At 60.8% G+C, this 19,970-nt stretch carries 21 protein-coding genes; 10 read left to right on the forward strand and 11 right to left on the reverse strand.

From position 1 onward, the window contains the following. Positions 1 to 11: 11 nt before the first annotated feature. The 4 genes from ACJ8HN_RS13225 to ACJ8HN_RS13240 form a co-directional block, all read right to left on the reverse strand. Positions 12 to 275 carry a putative hemolysin gene (locus tag ACJ8HN_RS13225; protein WP_004940597.1) on the reverse strand — a complete coding sequence of 88 codons (264 nt, stop codon included), beginning with the start codon at positions 273 to 275 and terminating at the stop codon, positions 12 to 14. A 50-nt stretch (positions 276 to 325) separates the two neighbouring features. Further along, on the reverse strand, positions 326 to 814 hold the full coding sequence (locus tag ACJ8HN_RS13230) for a DUF2501 domain-containing protein (RefSeq protein WP_442523516.1): 489 nt from the start codon (positions 812 to 814) through the stop codon (positions 326 to 328). A 126-nt stretch (positions 815 to 940) separates the two neighbouring features. Then, a complete protein-coding gene (gene pagP / locus ACJ8HN_RS13235; RefSeq protein ID WP_025301698.1) occupies positions 941 to 1,531 on the reverse strand; it encodes a lipid IV(A) palmitoyltransferase PagP in 591 nt (196 codons plus the stop codon). Positions 1,532 to 1,738: 207 nt separating this feature from the next. Next, positions 1,739 to 2,167 carry a universal stress protein gene (locus ACJ8HN_RS13240; protein WP_033647383.1) on the reverse strand — a complete coding sequence of 143 codons (429 nt, stop codon included), beginning with the start codon at positions 2,165 to 2,167 and terminating at the stop codon, positions 1,739 to 1,741. 674 nt (positions 2,168 to 2,841) lie between these two features. On the opposite strand from ACJ8HN_RS13240, the gene ACJ8HN_RS13245 reads away from it, so the two are divergent. Next, on the forward strand, positions 2,842 to 4,521 hold the full coding sequence (locus ACJ8HN_RS13245) for an alpha-keto acid decarboxylase family protein (protein ID WP_164134456.1): 1,680 nt from the start codon (positions 2,842 to 2,844) through the stop codon (positions 4,519 to 4,521). 53 nt (positions 4,522 to 4,574) lie between these two features. On the opposite strand, the gene ACJ8HN_RS13250 is transcribed toward ACJ8HN_RS13245, so the two are convergent. After that, complete coding sequence (locus tag ACJ8HN_RS13250; protein ID WP_442523517.1) at positions 4,575 to 5,678, reverse strand: DUF1615 domain-containing protein; 1,104 nt, start codon at positions 5,676 to 5,678, stop codon at positions 4,575 to 4,577. Positions 5,679 to 5,856: 178 nt separating this feature from the next. On the opposite strand from ACJ8HN_RS13250, the gene tehB reads away from it, so the two are divergent. Further along, positions 5,857 to 6,720: an SAM-dependent methyltransferase TehB gene (gene tehB / locus ACJ8HN_RS13255; RefSeq protein ID WP_442523518.1), complete on the forward strand. Its 864-nt coding sequence runs from the start codon at positions 5,857 to 5,859 to the stop codon at positions 6,718 to 6,720. On the opposite strand, the gene ACJ8HN_RS13260 is transcribed toward tehB, so the two are convergent. Next, entirely contained in the window at positions 6,715 to 7,428 is a 714-nt protein-coding gene (locus ACJ8HN_RS13260; protein WP_103773702.1) for a 2OG-Fe(II) oxygenase, read from the reverse strand. The genes tehB and ACJ8HN_RS13260 overlap by 6 nt on opposite strands. Further along, positions 7,425 to 8,480, reverse strand: a complete 1,056-nt coding sequence (ada, locus tag ACJ8HN_RS13265) for a bifunctional DNA-binding transcriptional regulator/O6-methylguanine-DNA methyltransferase Ada (protein WP_103773701.1) — start codon at positions 8,478 to 8,480, stop codon at positions 7,425 to 7,427. The genes ACJ8HN_RS13260 and ada overlap by 4 nt, the downstream gene beginning before the upstream one ends. 237 nt (positions 8,481 to 8,717) lie before the next feature. Between ada and leuE the strand changes: the two genes are divergently transcribed. Next, positions 8,718 to 9,356, forward strand: a complete 639-nt coding sequence (leuE, locus tag ACJ8HN_RS13270) for a leucine efflux protein LeuE (protein ID WP_016928933.1) — start codon at positions 8,718 to 8,720, stop codon at positions 9,354 to 9,356. Between the two features lie 159 nt (positions 9,357 to 9,515). Continuing rightward, the gene (locus tag ACJ8HN_RS13275) at positions 9,516 to 11,015 is read left to right on the forward strand and encodes an aldehyde dehydrogenase family protein (RefSeq protein WP_442523519.1); all 1,500 of its coding nucleotides are present in this window, start codon (positions 9,516 to 9,518) and stop codon (positions 11,013 to 11,015) included. A gap of 33 nt (positions 11,016 to 11,048) precedes the next feature. Here the strand turns inward: ACJ8HN_RS13275 and feaR are convergent, their stop codons facing one another. The 3 genes from feaR to ACJ8HN_RS13290 form a co-directional block, all read right to left on the reverse strand. Continuing rightward, entirely contained in the window at positions 11,049 to 11,948 is a 900-nt protein-coding gene (feaR, locus tag ACJ8HN_RS13280; protein ID WP_442523520.1) for a transcriptional regulator FeaR, read from the reverse strand. Between the two features lie 139 nt (positions 11,949 to 12,087). After that, positions 12,088 to 12,729, reverse strand: a complete 642-nt coding sequence (locus ACJ8HN_RS13285) for a DsbA family protein (protein WP_041033539.1) — start codon at positions 12,727 to 12,729, stop codon at positions 12,088 to 12,090. Between the two features lie 107 nt (positions 12,730 to 12,836). Further along, positions 12,837 to 13,241, reverse strand: a complete 405-nt coding sequence (locus tag ACJ8HN_RS13290; RefSeq protein ID WP_049196454.1) for an Exc2 family lipoprotein — start codon at positions 13,239 to 13,241, stop codon at positions 12,837 to 12,839. 193 nt (positions 13,242 to 13,434) lie between these two features. On the opposite strand from ACJ8HN_RS13290, the gene ACJ8HN_RS13295 reads away from it, so the two are divergent. Then, on the forward strand, positions 13,435 to 13,683 hold the full coding sequence (locus tag ACJ8HN_RS13295) for a hypothetical protein (protein WP_019454278.1): 249 nt from the start codon (positions 13,435 to 13,437) through the stop codon (positions 13,681 to 13,683). Here ACJ8HN_RS13295 and ACJ8HN_RS13300 read toward each other — a convergent pair. Further along, positions 13,680 to 14,447 (reverse strand): NAD(P)H-dependent oxidoreductase, encoded by a 768-nt coding sequence (locus ACJ8HN_RS13300; protein WP_060456773.1) that lies wholly within the window; start codon positions 14,445 to 14,447, stop codon positions 13,680 to 13,682. The genes ACJ8HN_RS13295 and ACJ8HN_RS13300 overlap by 4 nt on opposite strands. Before the next feature lie 84 nt (positions 14,448 to 14,531). Here ACJ8HN_RS13300 and ACJ8HN_RS13305 point away from each other — a divergent pair, with 84 nt between their 5' ends. The 5 genes from ACJ8HN_RS13305 (at position 14,532) to ACJ8HN_RS13325 (ending at position 19,957) form a co-directional block, all read left to right on the forward strand. Then, complete coding sequence (locus ACJ8HN_RS13305) at positions 14,532 to 14,912, forward strand: winged helix-turn-helix transcriptional regulator (protein WP_033647398.1); 381 nt, start codon at positions 14,532 to 14,534, stop codon at positions 14,910 to 14,912. A gap of 127 nt (positions 14,913 to 15,039) precedes the next feature. Next, entirely contained in the window at positions 15,040 to 16,641 is a 1,602-nt protein-coding gene (locus ACJ8HN_RS13310; RefSeq protein WP_442523521.1) for an ABC transporter substrate-binding protein, read from the forward strand. Between the two features lie 278 nt (positions 16,642 to 16,919). Further along, on the forward strand, positions 16,920 to 17,444 hold the full coding sequence (gene cybB, locus ACJ8HN_RS13315; RefSeq protein ID WP_080298874.1) for a cytochrome b561: 525 nt from the start codon (positions 16,920 to 16,922) through the stop codon (positions 17,442 to 17,444). Between the two features lie 54 nt (positions 17,445 to 17,498). Then, on the forward strand, positions 17,499 to 18,785 hold the full coding sequence (locus tag ACJ8HN_RS13320; protein ID WP_442523522.1) for a hypothetical protein: 1,287 nt from the start codon (positions 17,499 to 17,501) through the stop codon (positions 18,783 to 18,785). Next, positions 18,782 to 19,957 (forward strand): hypothetical protein, encoded by a 1,176-nt coding sequence (locus tag ACJ8HN_RS13325; RefSeq protein ID WP_103772636.1) that lies wholly within the window; start codon positions 18,782 to 18,784, stop codon positions 19,955 to 19,957. The genes ACJ8HN_RS13320 and ACJ8HN_RS13325 overlap by 4 nt, the downstream gene beginning before the upstream one ends. Positions 19,958 to 19,970 lie beyond the last annotated feature (13 nt).

Consider the following 19,970-nt stretch of genomic DNA (forward strand, 5'->3'; position numbering starts at 1 on the left):
CGCCGCGAGGGTTACTTTTTCACCGGATGATCGCGGCGGAACAGCTCCCAGCTTTCAATTTCCTGCCCACTCGGCAAGGTGCAGGTGGAATACTGGCCTGCCGCATTCTCTTTGGCGTTCAGCTTGCCGCCGATTTGGGTGCAGTACACGTCGGCCGGGTTCGCCATGCCGATCGGTTTCACCTGCGGCGGCGGTGGCGCATCGTTGGATTTCACGGAACACCCCTGCAACATCGTCATCCCTGCCAGCAGGGAAAGCATCAACGTTTTTTTCATTTTTCCAGCTTATGCAAAAAAGAACGGCGGAGCGCTCCGCCGTTCGCTTATCATGAAATAAAGGATTTGCCCTGTTTCAGCACCAGATCGCAGGCTTTTTGCTTCACCTTCTCGGTGATCTGCGAGGTGCCCAGGCTGTTCAGATCCAGGCTCTTGCCTTCGCCGGTCTGCAGCAAGCCGCCCAGGCCCTGCTGATAATCCTGGCTCTTGGCGTTTTCGGTGCTGGTGATGCCCAGCTTGCTGAGCAGATGATCTTTCACCCCTTCGGCGCCGTTAGCCGACAGCACGTTGTTTTTCACGCAGTACTGCAGGATGCCGGCGGCATTGGTCATGCTGCTGGAGCTCAACGCCTTGTCGCCACCGTTCAGCAGGCCGGTCAACGAGGAGAGCGACATGCCGCCGCTGCTGTCGCCGCCCGACTTGCTCAGTTCGCCCGCCGCGCTGCTGAGGGAATCCATCAGCCCGGCGGCCTGGGTAGCGCCGCTGGCCAGGGTAGCGGACAGCGCCAAAGCCAGCAGTAAACGATGTTTGGTGATCATAGTGGTGAAACTCCTGTAATAACGGCATGCAATCGGCGCAGCGCGCCGGGATACCCTTCCGACGCCGCTGGCGGCGACAAGTTCCTTTAATCTCGCCGCCGCGCCGTTTTTCGGAATTCAGGAAGTTTAGAACTGCCAGCGCAGCCAGGCGAAGAACACGTTGCCGTTGTTATAGGTGCCGGGAATGTAGGTCGCCTGGAACGTCAGCCGCTGATAGCCGATAGAGGCCAGCGGCAGCGGCGCCGGGATGGGAATGTATTTCCAGTTGTCGCGCGCAGTGACGCTGGCGGTGAAACCCAGCCCCAGGCGGAAATCCTTGTCATCCAGCGGGCGCCAGATCTTCTCGTAGGCGTAGCCGCCGATCGGCTCCCACTTGTTGAAGGAGTCCTTGAACGCCATGATGTAGATGCCGTGCCAGTCGCCGTCGCTGTCGTAGCGGGAGATGCCGTAACCGGCGCCCCACGGGCGTTCGTTGTACTTATCGATATGTTCATCATCGTAAGTCCAACGGTTGTGCCAGGTAATGGCCGGGATATAGAGATCGTGGTTAGGCGAGTTGTTCCAGGTCTCCGCCACGTTATCGGTAAAACGCTGCCATAGACCCGGTTTTTCAGCCTGCGCGGTATTGCCACTTTCTGTACCAACCTCAGCGTAAGAAGGCAGTGCAGGAAATATCAACGCCAGAGAACATGCCAAAAGAGTCCGTTTGAGAAACATCGTAAAGCTCCTGTAAAAATACGGCCGCAGATTTTTACCGATAGCCCAGGCAAGATCAAGCTGTATCTAATTTATCCAACGCCCGTTGTACTTTGGTTAAGTTTAGCGCCGGAAAATGCCCAATAATTCATAACAAATTGTACCGATATCCGCATGCTATCGCCTTTAAGGCGGCAAAGCCGTGGGAAAAGTCCGCTTTGTCGCACGCTACTCGCGGGCAAGATGCTTGACCAACACATCGACATCGAGACGGTTCACAAATTCCAGAGAATATGAGGAATAGAGGCCGAACAGGCGGTTTTGGTGCCCGACCACCACCAGATCGATGCCGGCCTGATGAATGAAATCGTTGACGTCCTTAAAGCGCCGGATGGTGACGATTTCCTTGACCGCAACCGGCGCATCGACGGCACTCACCAACCGGCTCAGCATCGCCTTGGCAGCGATCACCTCCTGCGCCTGGCGATCTTTGACCAGCGCATCGCTGCCGTACTCCAGCTCCGCATAGTCGGCGTTAAGGTGGCCGACGGTGATGGCGATCGGCAGCCCGCGCACCATCGCCACCGTTTGACGCAGCAACGGCAGCCCATCGCGCTCATCGTGAATCAGTACCAGAATATGTCGATAGCTTTTCATCGCTCTTTCCCCCGTCAGTCAGTGCCACTGGGGCACCGCCCTCTTTGGTAGGTATACGCCATCTGCGCGCACGTGGAGAAAAGTTTACGTATCACTTCCCACGGAATGTGATGGCCACCACGTTATCTTAGCGCCCGCAACGGCGTATTTTAACGCCGGCCCGACGTGGCGCGCACTGCGGCCCCCGTAAAGCAAAGCTGACGAAAACGGGCGAACAAAAAACGCCTATTGTTAATTTTTTGTTTTTTATTGGTTACTGGATGGTTTCATGAAATAAGCGTGCGGCGGATCACCAAAATCCCCCTTCACGTCAGCTTCGGTTTTTCTTTCCCAGGCAAAAAGCGTTGTGTCGCTCAATGGGATTTAACGCGGCGTCAAAAGTACCGGATGATTCGCCCTGCATCATGATAAATGCCAATGCGCCGCCGCTTTTCTGTCGATATACCGCCAATGAAAAATACCGCCTCCTCCCAATACACGATAACCCTACTTTTTATGTATTTCCCAATCGCGTAAAGCGCCGAATACAAACCGCCTATTTACCGCCTGCCCACGTTCTCTTGAACAAGCCGACGCTTTAAATAACTGTTAATGCTAACGACACAACATCGCCAGCAATTTATTTTTGCTGATTTTCGCCTGACAAAATAAAGATAAATAATCCGGAGCAATCAATGAAAATAACTATCGGGTCATTCATTCTGCAACAGCTTCACGCCCTGAACGTCGATCGTATTTACGGCGTGCCCGGCGACTATAACCTCAGCCTGCTGGAGCTGCTGGAAAGCGATGACCGGCTGGCGTTTATCGGCAACTGCAATGAATTGAACGCCGCCTACGCCGCCGACGGCTATGCCCGAATGAAGGGCGCCGGCGCGCTGATCGTCACCTACGGCGTCGGCGATCTGGCCGCGCTGTCCGGCATCGCCGGAGCCTATGCCGAATCCTCGCCGGTGGTCTGCATCGCCGGCACGCCGCCGCTGCACGCGATGAAGAATCATCAGCTATTGCACCATACTCTGGGCGACGGCAATTTCGACAACGTCATGAACTGTTTTAAACAATTCACCGTTGCTCAAGCCTTGATTACGCCGGAAAATGCCGCGCAGGAAATTCCGCGCGTTATTTCCCGCGCCTGGATAGAGAAGAAACCGGTGTATTTACAGCTGCCTTCCGATATTTGCGACGTCGAAATTGAAATCACCGCAGCCACAGCGGCGCCGCAGTTGCCGGCCAGCGATAAATATAATGTGCAATTAGCGGCGATGGCGCTGTTAACCAAAATAAAACGCGCGCAGCGCCCGATCATGTTGGTCGACCAAATGGTGGATCGCTATCAGCTGCAGCGGTTGGTGATCGAGGTCGCTCACCGCTTTGCCATTCCGCTGACCAATATGCCGACCGCCAAATGCATCATTCCGGAAGATACCGCCGGTTGGATGGGTGGCTACAGCGGCAACCTGTCGCGCCCCGAACTGTATGAACGCATGGCGCACTCGGACTGCGTGCTGAGCTTCGGCGTGCGTCTGGTGGACTCCACCACCGGCTATTTCTCGCAGCAAATTCCCGCCGCCGCTCAGGTAGATATCCAGCCGTTCTCGCTGAAGCTGGACAACACCTCCTACCCGGCGGTGGCGACGGCGGATCTGCTGCAGGCGCTGCTGGATCTGAGCGAAGACACGCCGGTACAGCCCCTGGCGCCGCTGCCCGATCCGCGTGAAAAGCTGGCGACGCCGAGCGACGCCCCCATCGACCAGGCCTATCTGTGGCAACGGATCCAGCGATTTATCCGGGCGGATGACGTGGTGGTGGTGGAAAACGGCACCTCGGGCGCCGCCATCGGCGGCATGCGCATGCCGGGCGGCGTCAAGGTAGTCAACCAACCGATCTGGGGCTCGATCGGTTATACCCTGCCGGCGCTGCTCGGCACCCTGATGGCGGCGCCTGAGCGCCGTCACCTGCTGTTCATCGGCGACGGCTCCTTCCAGCTCACCGCGCAGGAAGTGTCTACCCTGCTGCGCTGCGAGCAAAAGCCGATCATCTTCCTGATCAACAACGACGGTTACACCATCGAGCGGTATATCCTCGGCGAAAACTCGTCCTACAACGACATCGGCCCGTGGGACTACGCCAAACTGCCGGCGGTATTGAATACCCAGGCGCAGCCGTTCAGCGTGGCGGTGGAAACAACGCAACAGCTGGAAATGGCCCTGGAACACGCCTCGCGGCAGGATCGGCTGGCGTTTATCGAGGTGAAAGTGCCGATGATGGACACGCCGCCGGTGATGAAAGAGTTCTGCAACCGCTGCAACAGCTTTAACTTCGGCCTGACCAACCCGCGCCGCAGCGCCTGATGCGCGATCGCGCCGCCGATGGTTTCAGGCCACCGGCGGCGTTTTCTTTTGGGTTACCCGCCGGCGCGCGCCATGCAGCGCTGGCGGCGTTCATCCACCCGCTTGGCGAACCAGGCGGTGGTCAGCTTGCGGGTGATTTTCGGGCTTTCCAGCTGGATGCCCGGCAGCATCTCACGCGGCAGTTTGCCGCCCGCCAGCGCGTAGACCTTCTTATACAGGTCGGTGTCGGCAAAGCCGGCCGTCTCGCCTTTCTCGAGCGCCCGGCGAATGGCGCTGTCGCTCATGTTCAGGCGCTTGCCGAGCGTGCGCACCGCCAGCTCGGTCGAGCCGGGCTTGTCGCTGCCGAAGTCGATAAGATCGCCGTCCAGCGCCAGCGGAATGGCGCTCGCCCGGCTGACCGCGTTTTGGAACGCCGCGTTGCGGCTGGCGTACCAGCCGGCGTTGAAGTCGGCAAAGCGATAAATCGGCCGGCTGTAATCGGCCGGGTATCCCAGCAAATGCATAATGCCGAAGTACATACCGCCGCGCCGGCTGAAAACTTCGCGGCGAATCGAGCCGTCGACCGGATAAGGGTACCCTTTGGCGTGCGCCTCGGCGAAGGCAATACTCACCTGCATCGGGCCACCGGTATGTACCGGATTTAAATGACCGAACAGCTTCTGCCCCATCGGCACCCGGTCGATCATGTCATCGAAGATATCGCTCAGATCCTTCTCGGTACGCACCTTATCCAGCCGCTCGCTGTAGCTCTGGCCGTTCGACGACGAGATCTTCAACGCGGTATGTACCAAAAAGTTCGGGATGTGCATCTGATCGGCGCGGCGGTCGATCTCCTTCCAGGCGATCTTCGGCAGCCCCGGCACCTGCGGGTTAGCCCGGAACGTCGACTCCTGTTCGGTCACCGCCAGCACCGAACACAGGTTCTCATCGCTCGGCTCGATGCCCTGCGCGGCGAAGGCGGCGGTAATATCGGTGGCCCAGCCCTGACGATCGCCGGCGTTGGCCGGGATCAGCGTCATCAGTCGGGCTTTGACGTCGGCGGGGCGCGCCGTTGGCGCCGTGGTGGTGGTTTTGCTGGTACAGCCCGCCAGCGCCAGCAGCGCGGCCAGGCTCAGCAAACGGAAGGATATCGGGTGGAATAAACGAGGTATCGGCATCTTTTCCCTGAACGTGATGACATGAACAGCACTGAAATTAGCCCAGCCGCCGCGCACAATCCAGTATAAAGATATCGCCGCGCCTTTCCGTCAGGCCGCTATGTTCAAATGCTCGATAAAGATGTATTTTATATACATCATATAAATCACTTTGCTTGCCCAGCCAGAGGAGCCCCTTATGGAGCAGCAGCTGCTTTGCTATAAAACCCTGCCGGAATGGAACAGCGACACGCTGCCGGAGGCCTTCCGCCAGCGCCACAACACCCAGAGCGGCACCTGGGCGAAGCTCACCGTGCTGAGCGGCAGCCTGACGTTCGCCATGATGACCGAGGACGGCGCCACCACCGAAACCTGGCAATTCAGCCCCGAAAGCCAGCCGCCGTTTATCGCTCCGCAGCAGTGGCACCGCATCGTTTCCTTCTCGGACGATATGACCTGCCGGCTGGCGTTTTACTGCACGGCGGAAGATTACTACCACAAGAAATACGAACTGACGCGCACCCACTCCGAAGTGATCGAGGCGGCGGCGCGCATCGCGCCGGGCAAGGCGCTGGATCTGGGCTGCGGCGGCGGCCGCAATTCGCTCTATCTCAATCTGAAGGGTTTCGACGTCACCGCCTGGGACAAGCACGCGCCGTCGATAGACCGCCTCAATCAGATCATCGACGCCGAGCAGCTGACCCGCCTGAGCGCCGGAGTGCAGGATCTCAATACCCACCGCTTCAGCGGCGAATACGACTTCATCCTGTCCACCGTGGTGATGATGTTCCTCGAACGCCAGCAAATTACGCCTATCGTGCAAAACATGCAGGACAGCACCGTGCGCGGCGGCCATAACCTGATCGTGGCGGCGATGGATACCGAGGATTATCCCTGCCCGCTGCCGTTTCCGTTTACCTTCAGCCCGGGTGAGCTGAAGCATTATTATCGCGACTGGGAGATCCTCAAATGCAACGAGGACGTCGGCCAGTTGCATAAGACCGATGCCGCCGGCAACCGTATCTCGCTGCGCTTCGCCACCCTGCTGGCGCGCAAGCTATAGCGCGTCGTGAAAGATCACCCCCAGCGTGTGGCGTTGGCCGGAACGTACCCGGCTGACGCCGTGGCGCAGATTGACCCGATAATAGCCTTTAGCCCCCGCCATCGGGCGATGATGCACGGCGAACACCACCGCGTCGCCCTGCTGTAGCGGCACCACCTCCGGCCGGCTCTGCATCCGCGGCCGCTGTTCGGTCAACACGAATTCGCCGCCGGTGAAGTCCCGTTCGGGTGCGGAGAGCAAAAACGCCACCTGCAGCGGAAACACCCGCTCGCCGTACAGATCCTGATGCAGGCAGTTGTAATCCCCCGCTTCGTAACGCAACAGCAGCGGCGTCGGCCGCCGTTGGCCGGCCCGGTGGCATTCGGCCAGGTAGGCTTCGTGTTCGGCGGGATAGCGCGCCGCCAGGCCCAATAAGGTATTCCAGCGGTTGGCCACCGGCGCCAGCCGCGCATACATCAGGCTGCGCGCCTCGGCCACCGGAAGCGGCAGCGGATAGGCGAAATAGCGGTACTCGCCGCGGCCAAAACCGTGCTGCGCCATCACGACACGGCTGCGGAAGTGCGCATCGTGCGGGTAGAGCGCCGCCAGCTCGCGGCACAGCTCTTGGCTGAGCACGCCAGGCAACCGCGCACAGCCCTGCGCATCGAGTTCGCGTTCAATCGCCGCCCAGTCCAATTCGGCCAGCCGCGCCGCCAGCGAGCGGCTCATCGCTGCGCCTCTTTTTCCAGCAAGGCTTTCTTGCGCTCGACGCCCCAACGATAGCCGGACAAAGCGCCGTCGTTGCGCACCACCCGGTGACAGGGGATCGCCACCGCCAGCACGTTGGCGGCGCAGGCGCCGGCCACCGCGCGCACCGCTTTGGGCGCGCCGATGCGCCGGGCGATATCGGCATAGCTGACGGTTTCACCGACCGGTATCGTCTGCAGCGCTTGCCAGACCCGCTGTTGAAACGCGGTGCCGCGAATATCCAGCGGCAGCGCCAACCCGTTCTCCGGCGCTTCAATCAACCCCACCACCTGCGCCATCAGCGCTTCATACTGCGCGTCGCCGCCGATCAGCTCGGCATTGGGAAATTTGTCCTGCAGATCCTGCACCAACCGCTGCGCATCGTCCCCCAGCAGAATGGCGCAGATGCCCACCTCGCTTTGTGCCGCCAGGATCTCGCCCAGCGAACAGCGCCCGACGGCGAAATGGATGCGCATGCCTTTGCCGCCCGCCCGGTAAGCCTTCGGCGTCATGCCCAGCGCGGCGTTGGCTTGCCGGTAGAAGCGGCCATTGGCGCCATAGCCGGCGTCGAAGATCGCGTCGGTCACCGTCTCCTGCTGCGTCAGACCGGTGCGCAAGCGCTGGCTGCGCTGCGCGTCGGCATAGCCTTTCGGCGTCAGGCCGGTGATCGCTTTGAACAGCCGGTGGAAATGGTATTGGCTCAACCCGACGTGACGCGCCAGCGTCTGCAGCGACGGCGCTTTCTCCGCCCGTTCGATATAGCGGCAGGCCTCGGCTATCTGCCGCGCATGCTGCTCGGTCAACGGCGTCAGCCCCTGGCGGCAGCGTTTGCAGGGCCGATAACCCGCCGCCTCCGCCTGCTCGGCATCGTCGAACAGTTCCACGTTTTGCCGATTCGGCTGGCGTGACGGGCAAGAAGGCGAGCAATACACGCCGGTGGTTTTCACCGCATAGATAAAGCGGCCGTCGGCGTGTTTATCGCGGCTGACGATCGCCAGCCAGCGCGGGTCGGCGCTGTCGATTACGTTTTTCATCATCCGTTCCTCACTGCGGTTTCGATGTTAACCAGCATAGTGACGGGCCGTTGGCGAAACACGTCGGCTCTTGCTTTTTAATTCGGCGCCGACGTTTTCAACAATGTTTCGACAATTTTTAACCAACAACATGAAGTTTATTACGTTGCCAACCCGGTTGCACAGCGTTAGGATCGCGGCCGGTCACGGGCGTGGCCAGTGTTTTTGCCTGTTAGTTGCGCGCATGGAGAGGTTATTGTGTTAGAGAGTTTTGGCGTCCTGAATTTATGGACCTATTTGGCCGGGGTGGTCTTCATTATCATTCTGCCGGGGCCGAATACGCTGTACGTACTGAAAACCGGCGTATCGCGCGGCGTGCGCGCCGGCTACACCGCGGCGCTCGGCGTGTTCATCGGCGATGCGATCCTGATCTTCTGCGCCTATATCGGCGTGGCTTCGCTGATCCGCACCACGCCGTTCCTGTTTACCCTGGTGCGTTTTCTCGGCGCGATTTACCTGCTGTTCCTCGGCGCAAAAATCCTCTACGCCACCTTCGTGCAGAAGGCGCAGGCGCAACAGCAGCAGATTGAAGGCGGCCACAGCATTCTGCGCAAATCGCTGACGCTGAGCCTGACCAACCCGAAAGCTATCTTGTTTTACGTGTCGTTCTTCGTGCAGTTCATCGACTTCAACTACGCGCACACCGGGCTGTCGTTCACCATTTTGGCGCTGATCCTCGAAGCCGTCAGCTTTATCTACATGAGCACGCTGATCTTCTCCGGCGCGATGCTGGCGCATTTCTTCAACCACAAGAAAGGCCTGGCGAAGCTCGGCAACGGCCTCATCGGCCTGCTGTTCCTCGGCTTCGCCACCCGTCTGGCAACCCTGAGCTCGTGATCCCTCCCGGCCGGCGCCCGCCGGCCGCAGTTTACCCTTCCGTCACGGCAAAATGACACGCAGGGCAAACCGAATGTCAGGCAGACCAAAGCCGCCGCTTTTCCGCTGATCTAGACTTGCAGGGTTAACGATAACCTGATGAGCCTGATCGGAGGATGTATGTCTGACAATACCGTAGCCGTGCTGGATAGCGTGTCGCGTTTTCTCGATCGTCAGCATGGGCTGTATATCGACGGCCAGTGGCGCACGTCCGCCGCGGAAGGCCGCCTGGCGGTGTATAACCCCGCCAATGGGCAGCAGATCGCCACCACCGCCGATGCCAACGAACACGACGTCGCGCTGGCGGTGCAGTCCGCCCACAAAGCCTTCAGCGAAGGCGTCTGGGCGCAGCGTCTGCCGGTAGAACGAGAACGCATCCTGCTGCGCTTCGCCGATCTGGTGGAACAGCACGCCGAGGAGCTGGCGCAGCTGGAAACCCTGGAACAGGGCAAGTCCATCAACATCGCCCGCGCTTTCGAAGTCGGCAGCACCCTGAACTGGATGCGCTACACCGCCGGGCTGGCGACCAAAATCACCGGCCAGACGCTGGACGTCTCCATTCCGATGCCGCCGGGCGCCAAATATCAGGTTTATACCCGTAAAGAGCCGATCGGCGTGGTCGCCGGCATCGTGCCCTGGAACTTCCCGCTGATGATCGGCATGTGGAAAGTGATGCCGGCGCTGGCGGCGGGCTGCTCCATCGTCATCAAGCCGTCGGAAACCACCCCGCTCACCCTGCTGCGCATGGCCGAACTGGCGAGCGAAGCCGGCGTGCCGCCGGGCGTGTTCAACGTGGTCACCGGCCGCGGCACCGTGTGCGGCAAGGCGCTGACCGAACATCCGCTGATCGCCAAAGTCAGCTTTACCGGCTCCACGCCGGTGGGCAAAAGCATCGCGCGCGCCGCGGCGGATCGCCTGACCCGCGTGACGCTGGAGCTGGGCGGCAAAAACCCGGCCATCGTGCTGAAAGATGCCGATCCGCAGCAGGTGATCGAAGGCCTGATGCTCGGCAGCTTCCTCAATCAGGGGCAGGTGTGCGCCGCCAGCTCGCGAATTTATATCGAAGCGCCGATTTATGACCAGCTGGTGGCAGGTTTCGAACAGGCGGTGAAATCGCTGTCGGTCGGGCCGGGGATGGATACCGGCGCGCAAATCAACCCGCTGGTGTCGCTCGCGCACCGCGACAAGGTGGCGGCCTACCTGGACGACGCCCGGGCGAAAAACGCCGAGCTTATCGGCGGCGCGGCCGGGCCGGATGCCAACGGCTTCTACATTCCGCCGACGCTGGTGATCAACCCGGACGACAGGCTGAACCTGACGCGTGAAGAAGTGTTCGGCCCGGTGGTCAACCTGATTCGGGTGGCGAGCGCCGAAGAGGCGCTGAGCAAGGCCAACGACACCGACTTCGGGCTGACCGCCAGCCTGTGGACCACCAGCCTGCAGCAGGCGATGGCGCTGACGCCGCGCATTCAGGCCGGCACCGTGTGGGTCAACACCCATACGCTGATCGACCCTAACATGCCGTTCGGCGGGTTCAAACAGTCGGGCAGCGGCCGTGATTTCGGCCCGGATTGGCTGGACGCTTACACCGAGTCGAAATCGGTCTGCATCCGCTATTGAGTGAAGCGGCGCGGGCCTGGCCCGCGCCCTGGCTTACTGATACTGCCGACGGTACTCGCTCGGCGACATGCCGAAACGCTGCTTGAAAGCGGTCGAGAAATGGCTGTGATCGGCAAAACCCCAGTCGAGGCCGACTCCGGCCAGCTTCTCCTGCCCGGCGGCGCTGCGCAGCGCCTGCGCGCACAGATCCAGCCGGCGGTTCCTGATGTACTGCGCCACCACCAGCCCCTGACGGGCGAACAGCCGATACAGGCTGCGCAGTGACACCCCCAACTCGGCCGCCACCCATTCCGGGCGCAGCTGCGGCGACTGAATATGCCTGTCGATCAACGCCAGCGCCTTGTCGAAAACCGGCTGTTGCCCCTCCGGGCGCGCCTGTTCGAGCGCCCGCGCCGGGCGCAGCAGCGCCGCCAGCGCATTCAGCACCGCCTCGCTTTCCGCCGCGGCAAGTTGAGGATCCTGCATGCTGCTCAGCACCAGCTGGCGGCTGAGGCGCACCGCGCTGAGCTCTGCTCCGAGACGCTGGGCGCAAGGCGGCGGCACCGGCAGGCAGCCGCGCGGCAACAACAGGGAGATTTGGCGCGAATCGCGCTGGAAGGTGAAGCTGCTGGGCCGTGAGGCGTCGATCAGCGTGATGTCGCCGGGAGAGAGCACCGTCTGGCTCTCGCCCTGCTCCATCAACGCGCTGCCGCGCAGCTGGAAGACGGTAAAAAAGTGCGCGCCGTCGCTGCGGGCGATCTCGCGCGGCGTGCGGTACAGCCGGGCTTGAGACACGTCGACCACGCTCAGGCGCAGCGCATGGGCGCGGAATTCCTGCATCGCACCGCTGAAGCCCGGCCCCAGCGTTTTTGCGCAGAATCTGCCGCAGGCGGTGTTGATTTTCCCCAGCCACTCTTCGAAGCCGACGTCCCGGAGCGTTGCCAATGCCGTCATGATCTCTCCCTTCAAACAGCAGCGGTGCTGCGCCGTTGAACAGAAAACCACCATAACAATCCGTTAACACACAATCAATGGCGAGCCGGGGATTTGGCGCCGCGATCACAGATCATCGGGCGCCGGAGGAGGAATCGCCTTAAGGCTGCGTATCCAACAGATGCCGCACCACCGCCGCGTACTCTTTGGCGTAGCCTTCAACGCTGGTGCTGGCCATGCCGGCATTGTCTATCTTGTATTTGCCGGCTACGTAGAACGACGGGGTGCCGCGCACCTCGAACGCCTTCACCGCTTCGTTCTGCTTGGCGATCAACCCTTTGACCAGCAGGCTGTGGCGCGCGTTTTCATAGGTGGCGGCATCGATGCCGGCCGCCGTGAACACCCGCTGAATATCTTCGGCGCTATTGACGGCGCGCTGTTTCTGCACCGCGTCGAACATCGCCCCTTCAATCTTGTCTTCCACGCCCAGCACCGTCGCCACCGCCCAGGCTTCGGTCAGCTCATTGCCCAATTTGCCCATCAGGCTGACGTGATACTTGGTGACTTTCTCACCGGCGGGCAGCGCCTGCGCCACGGTGCTGCCTACCCGGTAGGTCTCGGCGAACTGATAGCAAGGGCCGCAGTAGAAGGAGAAGAACTCCACCACCGCAGGCGCGGCGGCTACCGGCTTATCCAGCCGGGTGTATTGCTCGCCCGCACGGTAATCCGCGGCCTGAACCGCGGGCAGCGCCAACATCAATACGACGGCGGCGGCGAACGAACGCTTAACGTTTGCCAACATAAACACTCCTGGTTTCGATTATGAACATCGTCCTTAGCGGCGGTTTTTATAATCAAATAACCGGCAGAAGGCCAGTTTTTATTACCTTCTGTTTATGTGGGATTCAATCAACGGCCTTCGTAACCGTCCCAGTAGGCGCCCACCGCTTCCTGCGACAGCACCTGACGGCGTTTAGGATTGTCGGAGCCGCTGTAGGCGCGATTGATGAAAATGGTTTTGTGTTCCATGTTCTGCAGGAATTCCGGGCTGGCCAGATAATCGGCCTTTTTCTGCGCCTCGCTGCGCGCCACGCCCGCCGCGCGATCCTTTTTCCCCTGCTGGTAGAACTGTTCGAACATCGGCACGGCGTTTTTAATGCTGCCGTTCACATCGGTGCGGAATTGCGGGTCGAAGTCGTCGCGCGTTTGATAAACGTAATGCTTGGCATGCCGCTCCGCGCTGCTGAGGTGGTGGGTGCAGGCGCTGAGCGCCAACAGCGGCAACAACAGCGCCGCGCTTTTCAGTCTTTTCATGTCGTCTGTCCCTGTCAGTGAGGAAGGTTCCTTTAGCGCCAAGAGCATAGCGCCGGCCCCCGGTAAACGTCAAACGACAAAATACGCATCACATTGTTTTATATTAATATTATATACATTGATTGGTATTCATTGCCTGAAACACTATGCTTTAACCTAACAGGGTAAACACTCACCGACAGCGAGGCGGCCAATGAAACCGATCGACAAAAACGTGGGGGAGTACGACCTCACGGCGGAAAAAAAAGCGGGCATGATCACCGGCACTATCCGCGGCGAGCTGCCGGACAGCGACGCCAATCTGCCGCTGCTGCCCTTCTCCGGCACCTTTGCCGGCCCGAGCGTGGCCGAAGCCATCGCCGATATTCAGCAGCAGTTCCCCGACATCGAACCGGCGATTATCGACGACTTGCGCGAGGAACTGCTGAAGGCCGGTTTCTAAACCGGATCGCGGTGCCGCACGAACGGGCTGTAGACCGGCGCACCGGGCTTCAGCGCCAGATCGGCGTCAAAATCGTCATTGCGATTGAACCGCACCGCCGGCCAGGCGGCAAGATCGCCTAAGCCAGCCCGATACGCCTGCGTCACCTGCGCCAAAGCGGCGTTCTGCGCCTGCAGCGCCTCGCCCGTCAGCCCGCCGCGCACGCCATAAACCAGGAACGGCTCCAGCACGCTAAAGCCGATATAGTGCAGCGCATGCATGATCGGCCACAGCATCAGCCGCATATCGCCGTCGCGCCCGTTCGGCGCGCAGGCCTGAGCGGAGGCGCCGGCGGTGACGGTCAGCAGCGCCCGTTTGCCGCGCATCACGCCGTTTTCATGGCGGTGGCGACTGTCGTAGATCCCGCCGTAAACGAACACCCGATCCATCCAGCCCTTGAGGATGGCCGGCGCACCGAACCACCAGAAAGGGAACTGCAGCACCAGCGTGTCCGCCCAGCGCAGCAGCTCGATATGCCGCCGGATCTCCGCCGGCAGCGCCTGAGTCGTCCAGTGATGGCGCTGCTCCTGCATCGCATCAAATCTGTCCGCCTGCTTTCTGCTGGGGTAATGGTCTGCGCCTTCACGCGGATCAAACCCCTCCTGATACAGATCAACCGTCTTCACCTGGTGCCCCTGCGCCAGCCAGGCCTGCCGCGCCTGTTCGGCCAAATGGGCATTGAAAGAATGCGGCTCGGGGTGAGCCAGCACAATCAGCACGTTCATCCTGTGTCTCCCGCTGTAAGGTGGTGCTGCTATGCTGTGGCTTTATCGCACCCTTGGCAATTACGCACCTGAAGGTAACCCCCCATGGCCTATCCCGGCGACGTCTATTCGAGTAAATGCTCCGCGCGCGATGCGCTGGCGCTGATTTCCGGCAAGTGGGTGATGCTGATCCTGCCCGCGCTGGCGCAGCGGCCGATGCGCAACGGCGAACTGCTGCGCCGCATCGACGGCATTTCACAGAAGGTGCTGACGCAAACGCTGCGCCAGTTGGAACGCAACGGGTTGCTCGAACGCTTGGATTTAAGTGAAAGGAATCAGGCGCATGTGGAATACCGGCTCAGCGCCGTCGCCTGCTCGCTGGTCGAGACGCTGACGGCGCTCGACCGATGGGCGGAATACCATTTCCCCGAGTTGGACGCCGCCCGCGAGCGCTATGATGCAGACCGCAAGCGCTCGGCCGATTAAAGCGGTTTGCCTGGCAACGCGCGGCGCACAGAATGCGCAGCTGAGGTGCTTGTTACCCGTCGCGCCATCCGTTATCTATAGTTAAATCAATTCGCCGCTAACGGCTCCCCCACCTGAGGATCTTGCCTTGACGTTTTTAAAACACCCTATCGCCGGATTGGTGCTGGCTGGCTGCGGCCTGTTGTCGGCGGGCGGCGCGCTGGCCGCTTCCGATGCGCTGGTGTACTGCACCGTCGCCTCGCCGGAATCGTTCAACCCGCAGCTCGCCAGCTCCGGGCCGACCTTTATCGCCACCTCACAGGTGCTGTACAACCGCTTGGTGACGCTGCGCGAAAGCGATAAAACCCCCGCCCCTTCGCTGGCCACCGAGTGGAGCGTCAGCCCGGACGGCAAGACCTACACCTTTACCCTGCGCCAGGGCGTGAAATTCAACAGCAATAAATACTTCACCCCAACACGCGACTTCAACGCCGAAGACGTGGTGTTCACCGTGATACGGCAGAAGGATCCCGCTAACCCGTATCACAAGGTCTCCGGCGGCAACTATGAATACTTCACCGACATGGGCCTGGACAAGCTGATCGCCAAGGTGGAAGCGGTGGACGAGCATCACGTGCGCTTCACGCTGAGCCAGCCCAACGCCGCCTTCGTCGCCGACTGGGCGATGGATTTCGCCTCGATCCTGTCCGCCGAGTACGCCGACGCGATGCTGAAAAAGGGCACGCCGGAATACGTCGACAACTGGCCGATCGGCACCGGGCCGTTCGCGCTGCAGCAGTACAAACAGGATTCGCTGATCCGCTACATCGCCAATCCGCACTACTGGCAGGGCGAAGTGGCCAGCAAGCACCTGATCTTCTCGATTACGCCTGATCCGCAAACCCGGCTGGCCAAACTGAAAACCAATGAATGCCAGATTATCCCCGCGCCGCTGCCGGAACAGTTCGCCGCCATCAAGGCCGACGGCAACCTGCAGCTGCACGACATCACCGGGCTGAACGTCGGCTATCTGGCGTTCAACACCCAGAAAAAGCCGTTCGACAACCTGCTGGTGCGCCAGGCGCTGAGCTATGCGGTGGACAAGAAAGCGATCGTCGCCGCGGTGTTCAAAGACAGCGGCACGCCGGCCAACTCGCTGCTGCCGCCGGGCATGCTGGGCTACAACGGTCAACTGCCGGAATACGCCTACGATCCGCAGAAGGCGCGCGAGCTGCTGAAGCAGGCCGGGCTGGAGCAGGGCTTTGAGACCGATATCTGGTCGATGCCGGTACAGCGCCCCTACAATCCGAACTCGAAGCGCATCGCCGAGATGATCCAGAGCGACTGGGCGAAGGTGGGCGTGAAGGCCAAGATCGTCACCTGGGAGTGGGGCCAGTATCTGGCCGGGCTGCGCAAAGGCGAACAGCAGAGCGCGCTGTACGGTTGGGTGTCGGACAACGGCGATCCGGACAACTTCGCCACCCTGCTCGGCTGCGCCGGGGTGCAGAGCGGCGCCAACGTGGCGCGCTGGTGCGATAAGGATTATGACCGGCTGATCCAGCAGGCGATTCTGGAGAACCAGCCACAGGCGCGCGCCAAGCTGTATCAACAGGCGCAGGTGATCTTCGCCAAACAGGCGCCGTGGCTGCCGCTGGCCACCGGCAAAGTGTTCTACGCCACCCGCAGCAACCTGAGCGGCTATGTGGTGGACGTGAACGGCAGCGATTTCGCCAAGGCCAAATTGAACTGATCCCGGGCGCCGCGGCGAGGGCTGCGGCGCTATTTGCTTCGCCACTTATTAAGCTGCCAGCCTCTGAATCTATCGTCCATTAGCTTCACAACTTACGATGCCAACTGCCTCCTCTGCCGCCAAACACTTAGCCCACTAAATTCATAGCTTAATAAGCGGTTTAACCCCTGGCATTTTGCTTAAACTGCACACGGGCGCTTTCCTCACCTGTAACATTTCGTTACCATCGGCGCACAGACCCTTTAACATCAAAAGGCAACCCGGTGCAGAACACCTACATGCCGTGGCAAATTCGCCTGCACTGGCTGGTGGCGATCCTGCTGGTCATCACCTGCGTCACCATCGAGCTGCGCGGCTTTGCCGAACCGGGCAGCGCCCCCTGGTACGTGCTGGTTGTCACCCACTTCAGCTGCGGCGTAACGGTGTTTGCGCTGATGATCGCCCGCCTGTTCCTGCGCTGGCGCCACCCTTCGCCCGCCATCGCGCCCAAACCGCCTAAGTGGCAAACCGGCCTGGCGCACCTGACGCACACCCTGATTTACCTGCTGCTGTTGACGCTGCCGGTGCTGGGGGTGTATTCGCGCTATCTGGGCGGCAAGGAGTGGTATCTGTTCGGCCTGCCGATGCCGTTCGCCGACGTGGCCGATCGGCCGCAGGCGCGGACGATTATCGGCTGGCACAAAACGCTGGCGTCGTTCGGCTACTGGCTGATCGGCCTGCATGCCGCCGCCGCGCTGTTCCACCACTATATCGTCAAGGACAATGCGCTGGTGCGCATGCTGCCGTTGATGAAAAAGCGCTGAATAATTTGGCGCCAGGGATGAATTTTCGGGCCACGCCCGCCGACAGGGAATGACATGCAAACCCAATTTTTTAATGTGACCGTCGAACAATGTGCCTGCCAACAGACGGCGCCCGACAATCTGGTGAGGATCATCGCCGCCGGCCAAACGTTCTTTTTTTACCGTGACGACTTCAGCGACAGCGAAAATCTGCTGGCCACGCTCGCCGCCGGCGATCGGGTGAAGATCGGCGCCCATCGCCTGCAGGACGGCAGCTACTGGCTGCACTGGCTGCTGCACGAGACAAAAGGCCGGCTGGAGCCCGACAGAACGCTGAAATACAAGCTGAAATACTTCGCCCTGCTGATGCTGGGCGCGGCGCTGGCCGGCGGTTTTCCGGCAGCCTTTTTCATCATGGACGGGGAAGATTCCTGGCTGACCATCGTTCTGTTCTTTATCGCCGTAATCGCCGGCCTTGTCGGCATCGGCATGGTGCTGTTCGTCGGTTCTGAGCTGCTGCTGATCGGGCATCGCGGCCGCAGGCGCCTGCTCAAGGCGCTGGATCGCGTGCTGCAAGGGCAAGACACCACGCCGCCCGGATCGCTCAGCCTGAAAATCCCCGGCATCAAATACCGGGCCGTCAGTGCAGACGCCGCGTCAGTGCCCGCAGCGCAGCAAACCGACGTCCCTCTCCCCGACGGCGTCGAGGCCTCCGGCATCGAGACGGTCAACGCCCTGAGCTACGAACTCCGCCACTATGAGATCCCGCGCCAGGTGCAGTATTTGGACACCTATGCGTGGCGCCAGAAGGAGACGCACTTCGCGTTGACGACCCGCGCGCTCAACGTCCCCAATACCAAACTGCATCCGGTATTTCGTCGGCAACATCCGCTTTTCATCGCCAAAGGCGATCCGTTGCAGGTGCTGTATTGCGAGAACGACACCGTCCCCGAGTTGCCTACGGTGCGTGGGATCATCAACCACCGCGATCGCCAGACCTACCTCATCGGCGGCCGCCGCTACTTCACCGAATCCGGCCTTAACCTGTGCGCGCGCGTTGTCTTCATTCTCGGCGCGATCGTGACGTGCTTTGTGCTCGGCCTGGCGGTGGCGGATAACGCCGATACCCCGGCGGGCTTTTACCTGGATGCCTGGACCCTGCAGCGTCTCGGCAGCGAATTGCCACCGATTCTTCTCTTAATGATGCTGATGGTCAGCGGCCTCGCGCTGTTGATCGAGGGCTTCGCCCAGATCTGCCGCCTTTACTCTTTTGACCAGCACCGCACGTTTAAAACGTTTAAATACCTGCGCAATCTGCGCCGCAGGTTATGGCGGCAGGATCAGGTGACGGAGCTGAAATGATGACGTTAGCGCTTTATAAAAGACCCCTTATTATCCTGACGCTGTTTTTGGCCAGCGCGCTGGGCGTCTATTTCCTCGCCCCTGAACAACGCTATGCGCAGTGGCAATGGACCCAGAGCGACGAAGCATTGCCGACGATAGCCCATTACGATCTCATCGACAGCTACCCGGCGCAGGACGGCGCCCTGCTGCTCATCAGCAAAAGGAGTGAGCGCGGGGCCTACAATAGCTTTTACGGCTGGGCGGCCAACTATCTCAGCCAGGTGTTGTTCAGCGGCCCGCAGGGATTGCAGATGCTGGGGGAACTCGACGAGTCTATCCACAATGCGGTTTGCGGCGGGCAAGAGTGCGTGCTTTTTCTGTCCAAGGGGCGCCGGCTGGTCGATGTGAAACAGGGCACCATCGGAGCGCTGATCCCTTGGCCGGAGGGCGACGACAACCGGCCTTCCTTTATCGGCGGCAAACTGGTGGCGCTGCCGGGTAAACGCGCGCTGTATCTCATCAGCACCGAAGGCGTATTCTACAGCCCGGACTTTGGCGCCCATTGGCGGCAAACGCTGAATCTGCCGGCGCTGTTGGAAGCGCGACAGCTGCTGGGTTTTGAGCGCGGCGAGGAGGACTCACCGACGGCTTACGCCTCCGGCAAGCGCAAATCCATACCCGAGATCTTTACCGCCGTTGACGGCGATCGCGTGCTGTTCTGGATGAATCCGGTGCTCGGCTCCGGCGCCTTGCACATCGCCGTTAACGGCAAAACCGGCGAGGTGGCCGAACCGCATTGGCTCACGGTGCGCGTGACGGAAAGCGCGCAGGCCCCGGATGGCGGCATCTACCTGATCGCACAGACGCTGGAAAGAGGGCTGTATCAGCTCCTGCGTTATCAATCCGACGGGCAGTTGAAGGTGCTGCTGGAGACCGGCGATAAATCGCTGTATCAGCTGTGGGCAGGCAACGACAAGCTGGTCGCCCAAACGGATAACGGCGATGCGCGCCTTTCGCTGATTTTCGATCTGCGCTCATCCGACGTGCGCTACCGCCAGCCGTTGGAGTACCGCTACAACGGGCGCGACGACGCACGCCAAACCGTGATCGAACCGGAAAGCCACTATGGCGATGACGGGGAGCCCCCGGCGCTGCCCTACTTCGTTCGCTATCGTTCCACCACGCCGTGAACATGAGGAACTT

It is taken from the genome of Serratia sp. CY29653 (assembly GCF_052169255.1).
Classification (GTDB): Bacteria; Pseudomonadota; Gammaproteobacteria; order Enterobacterales; family Enterobacteriaceae; genus Serratia; species Serratia sarumanii.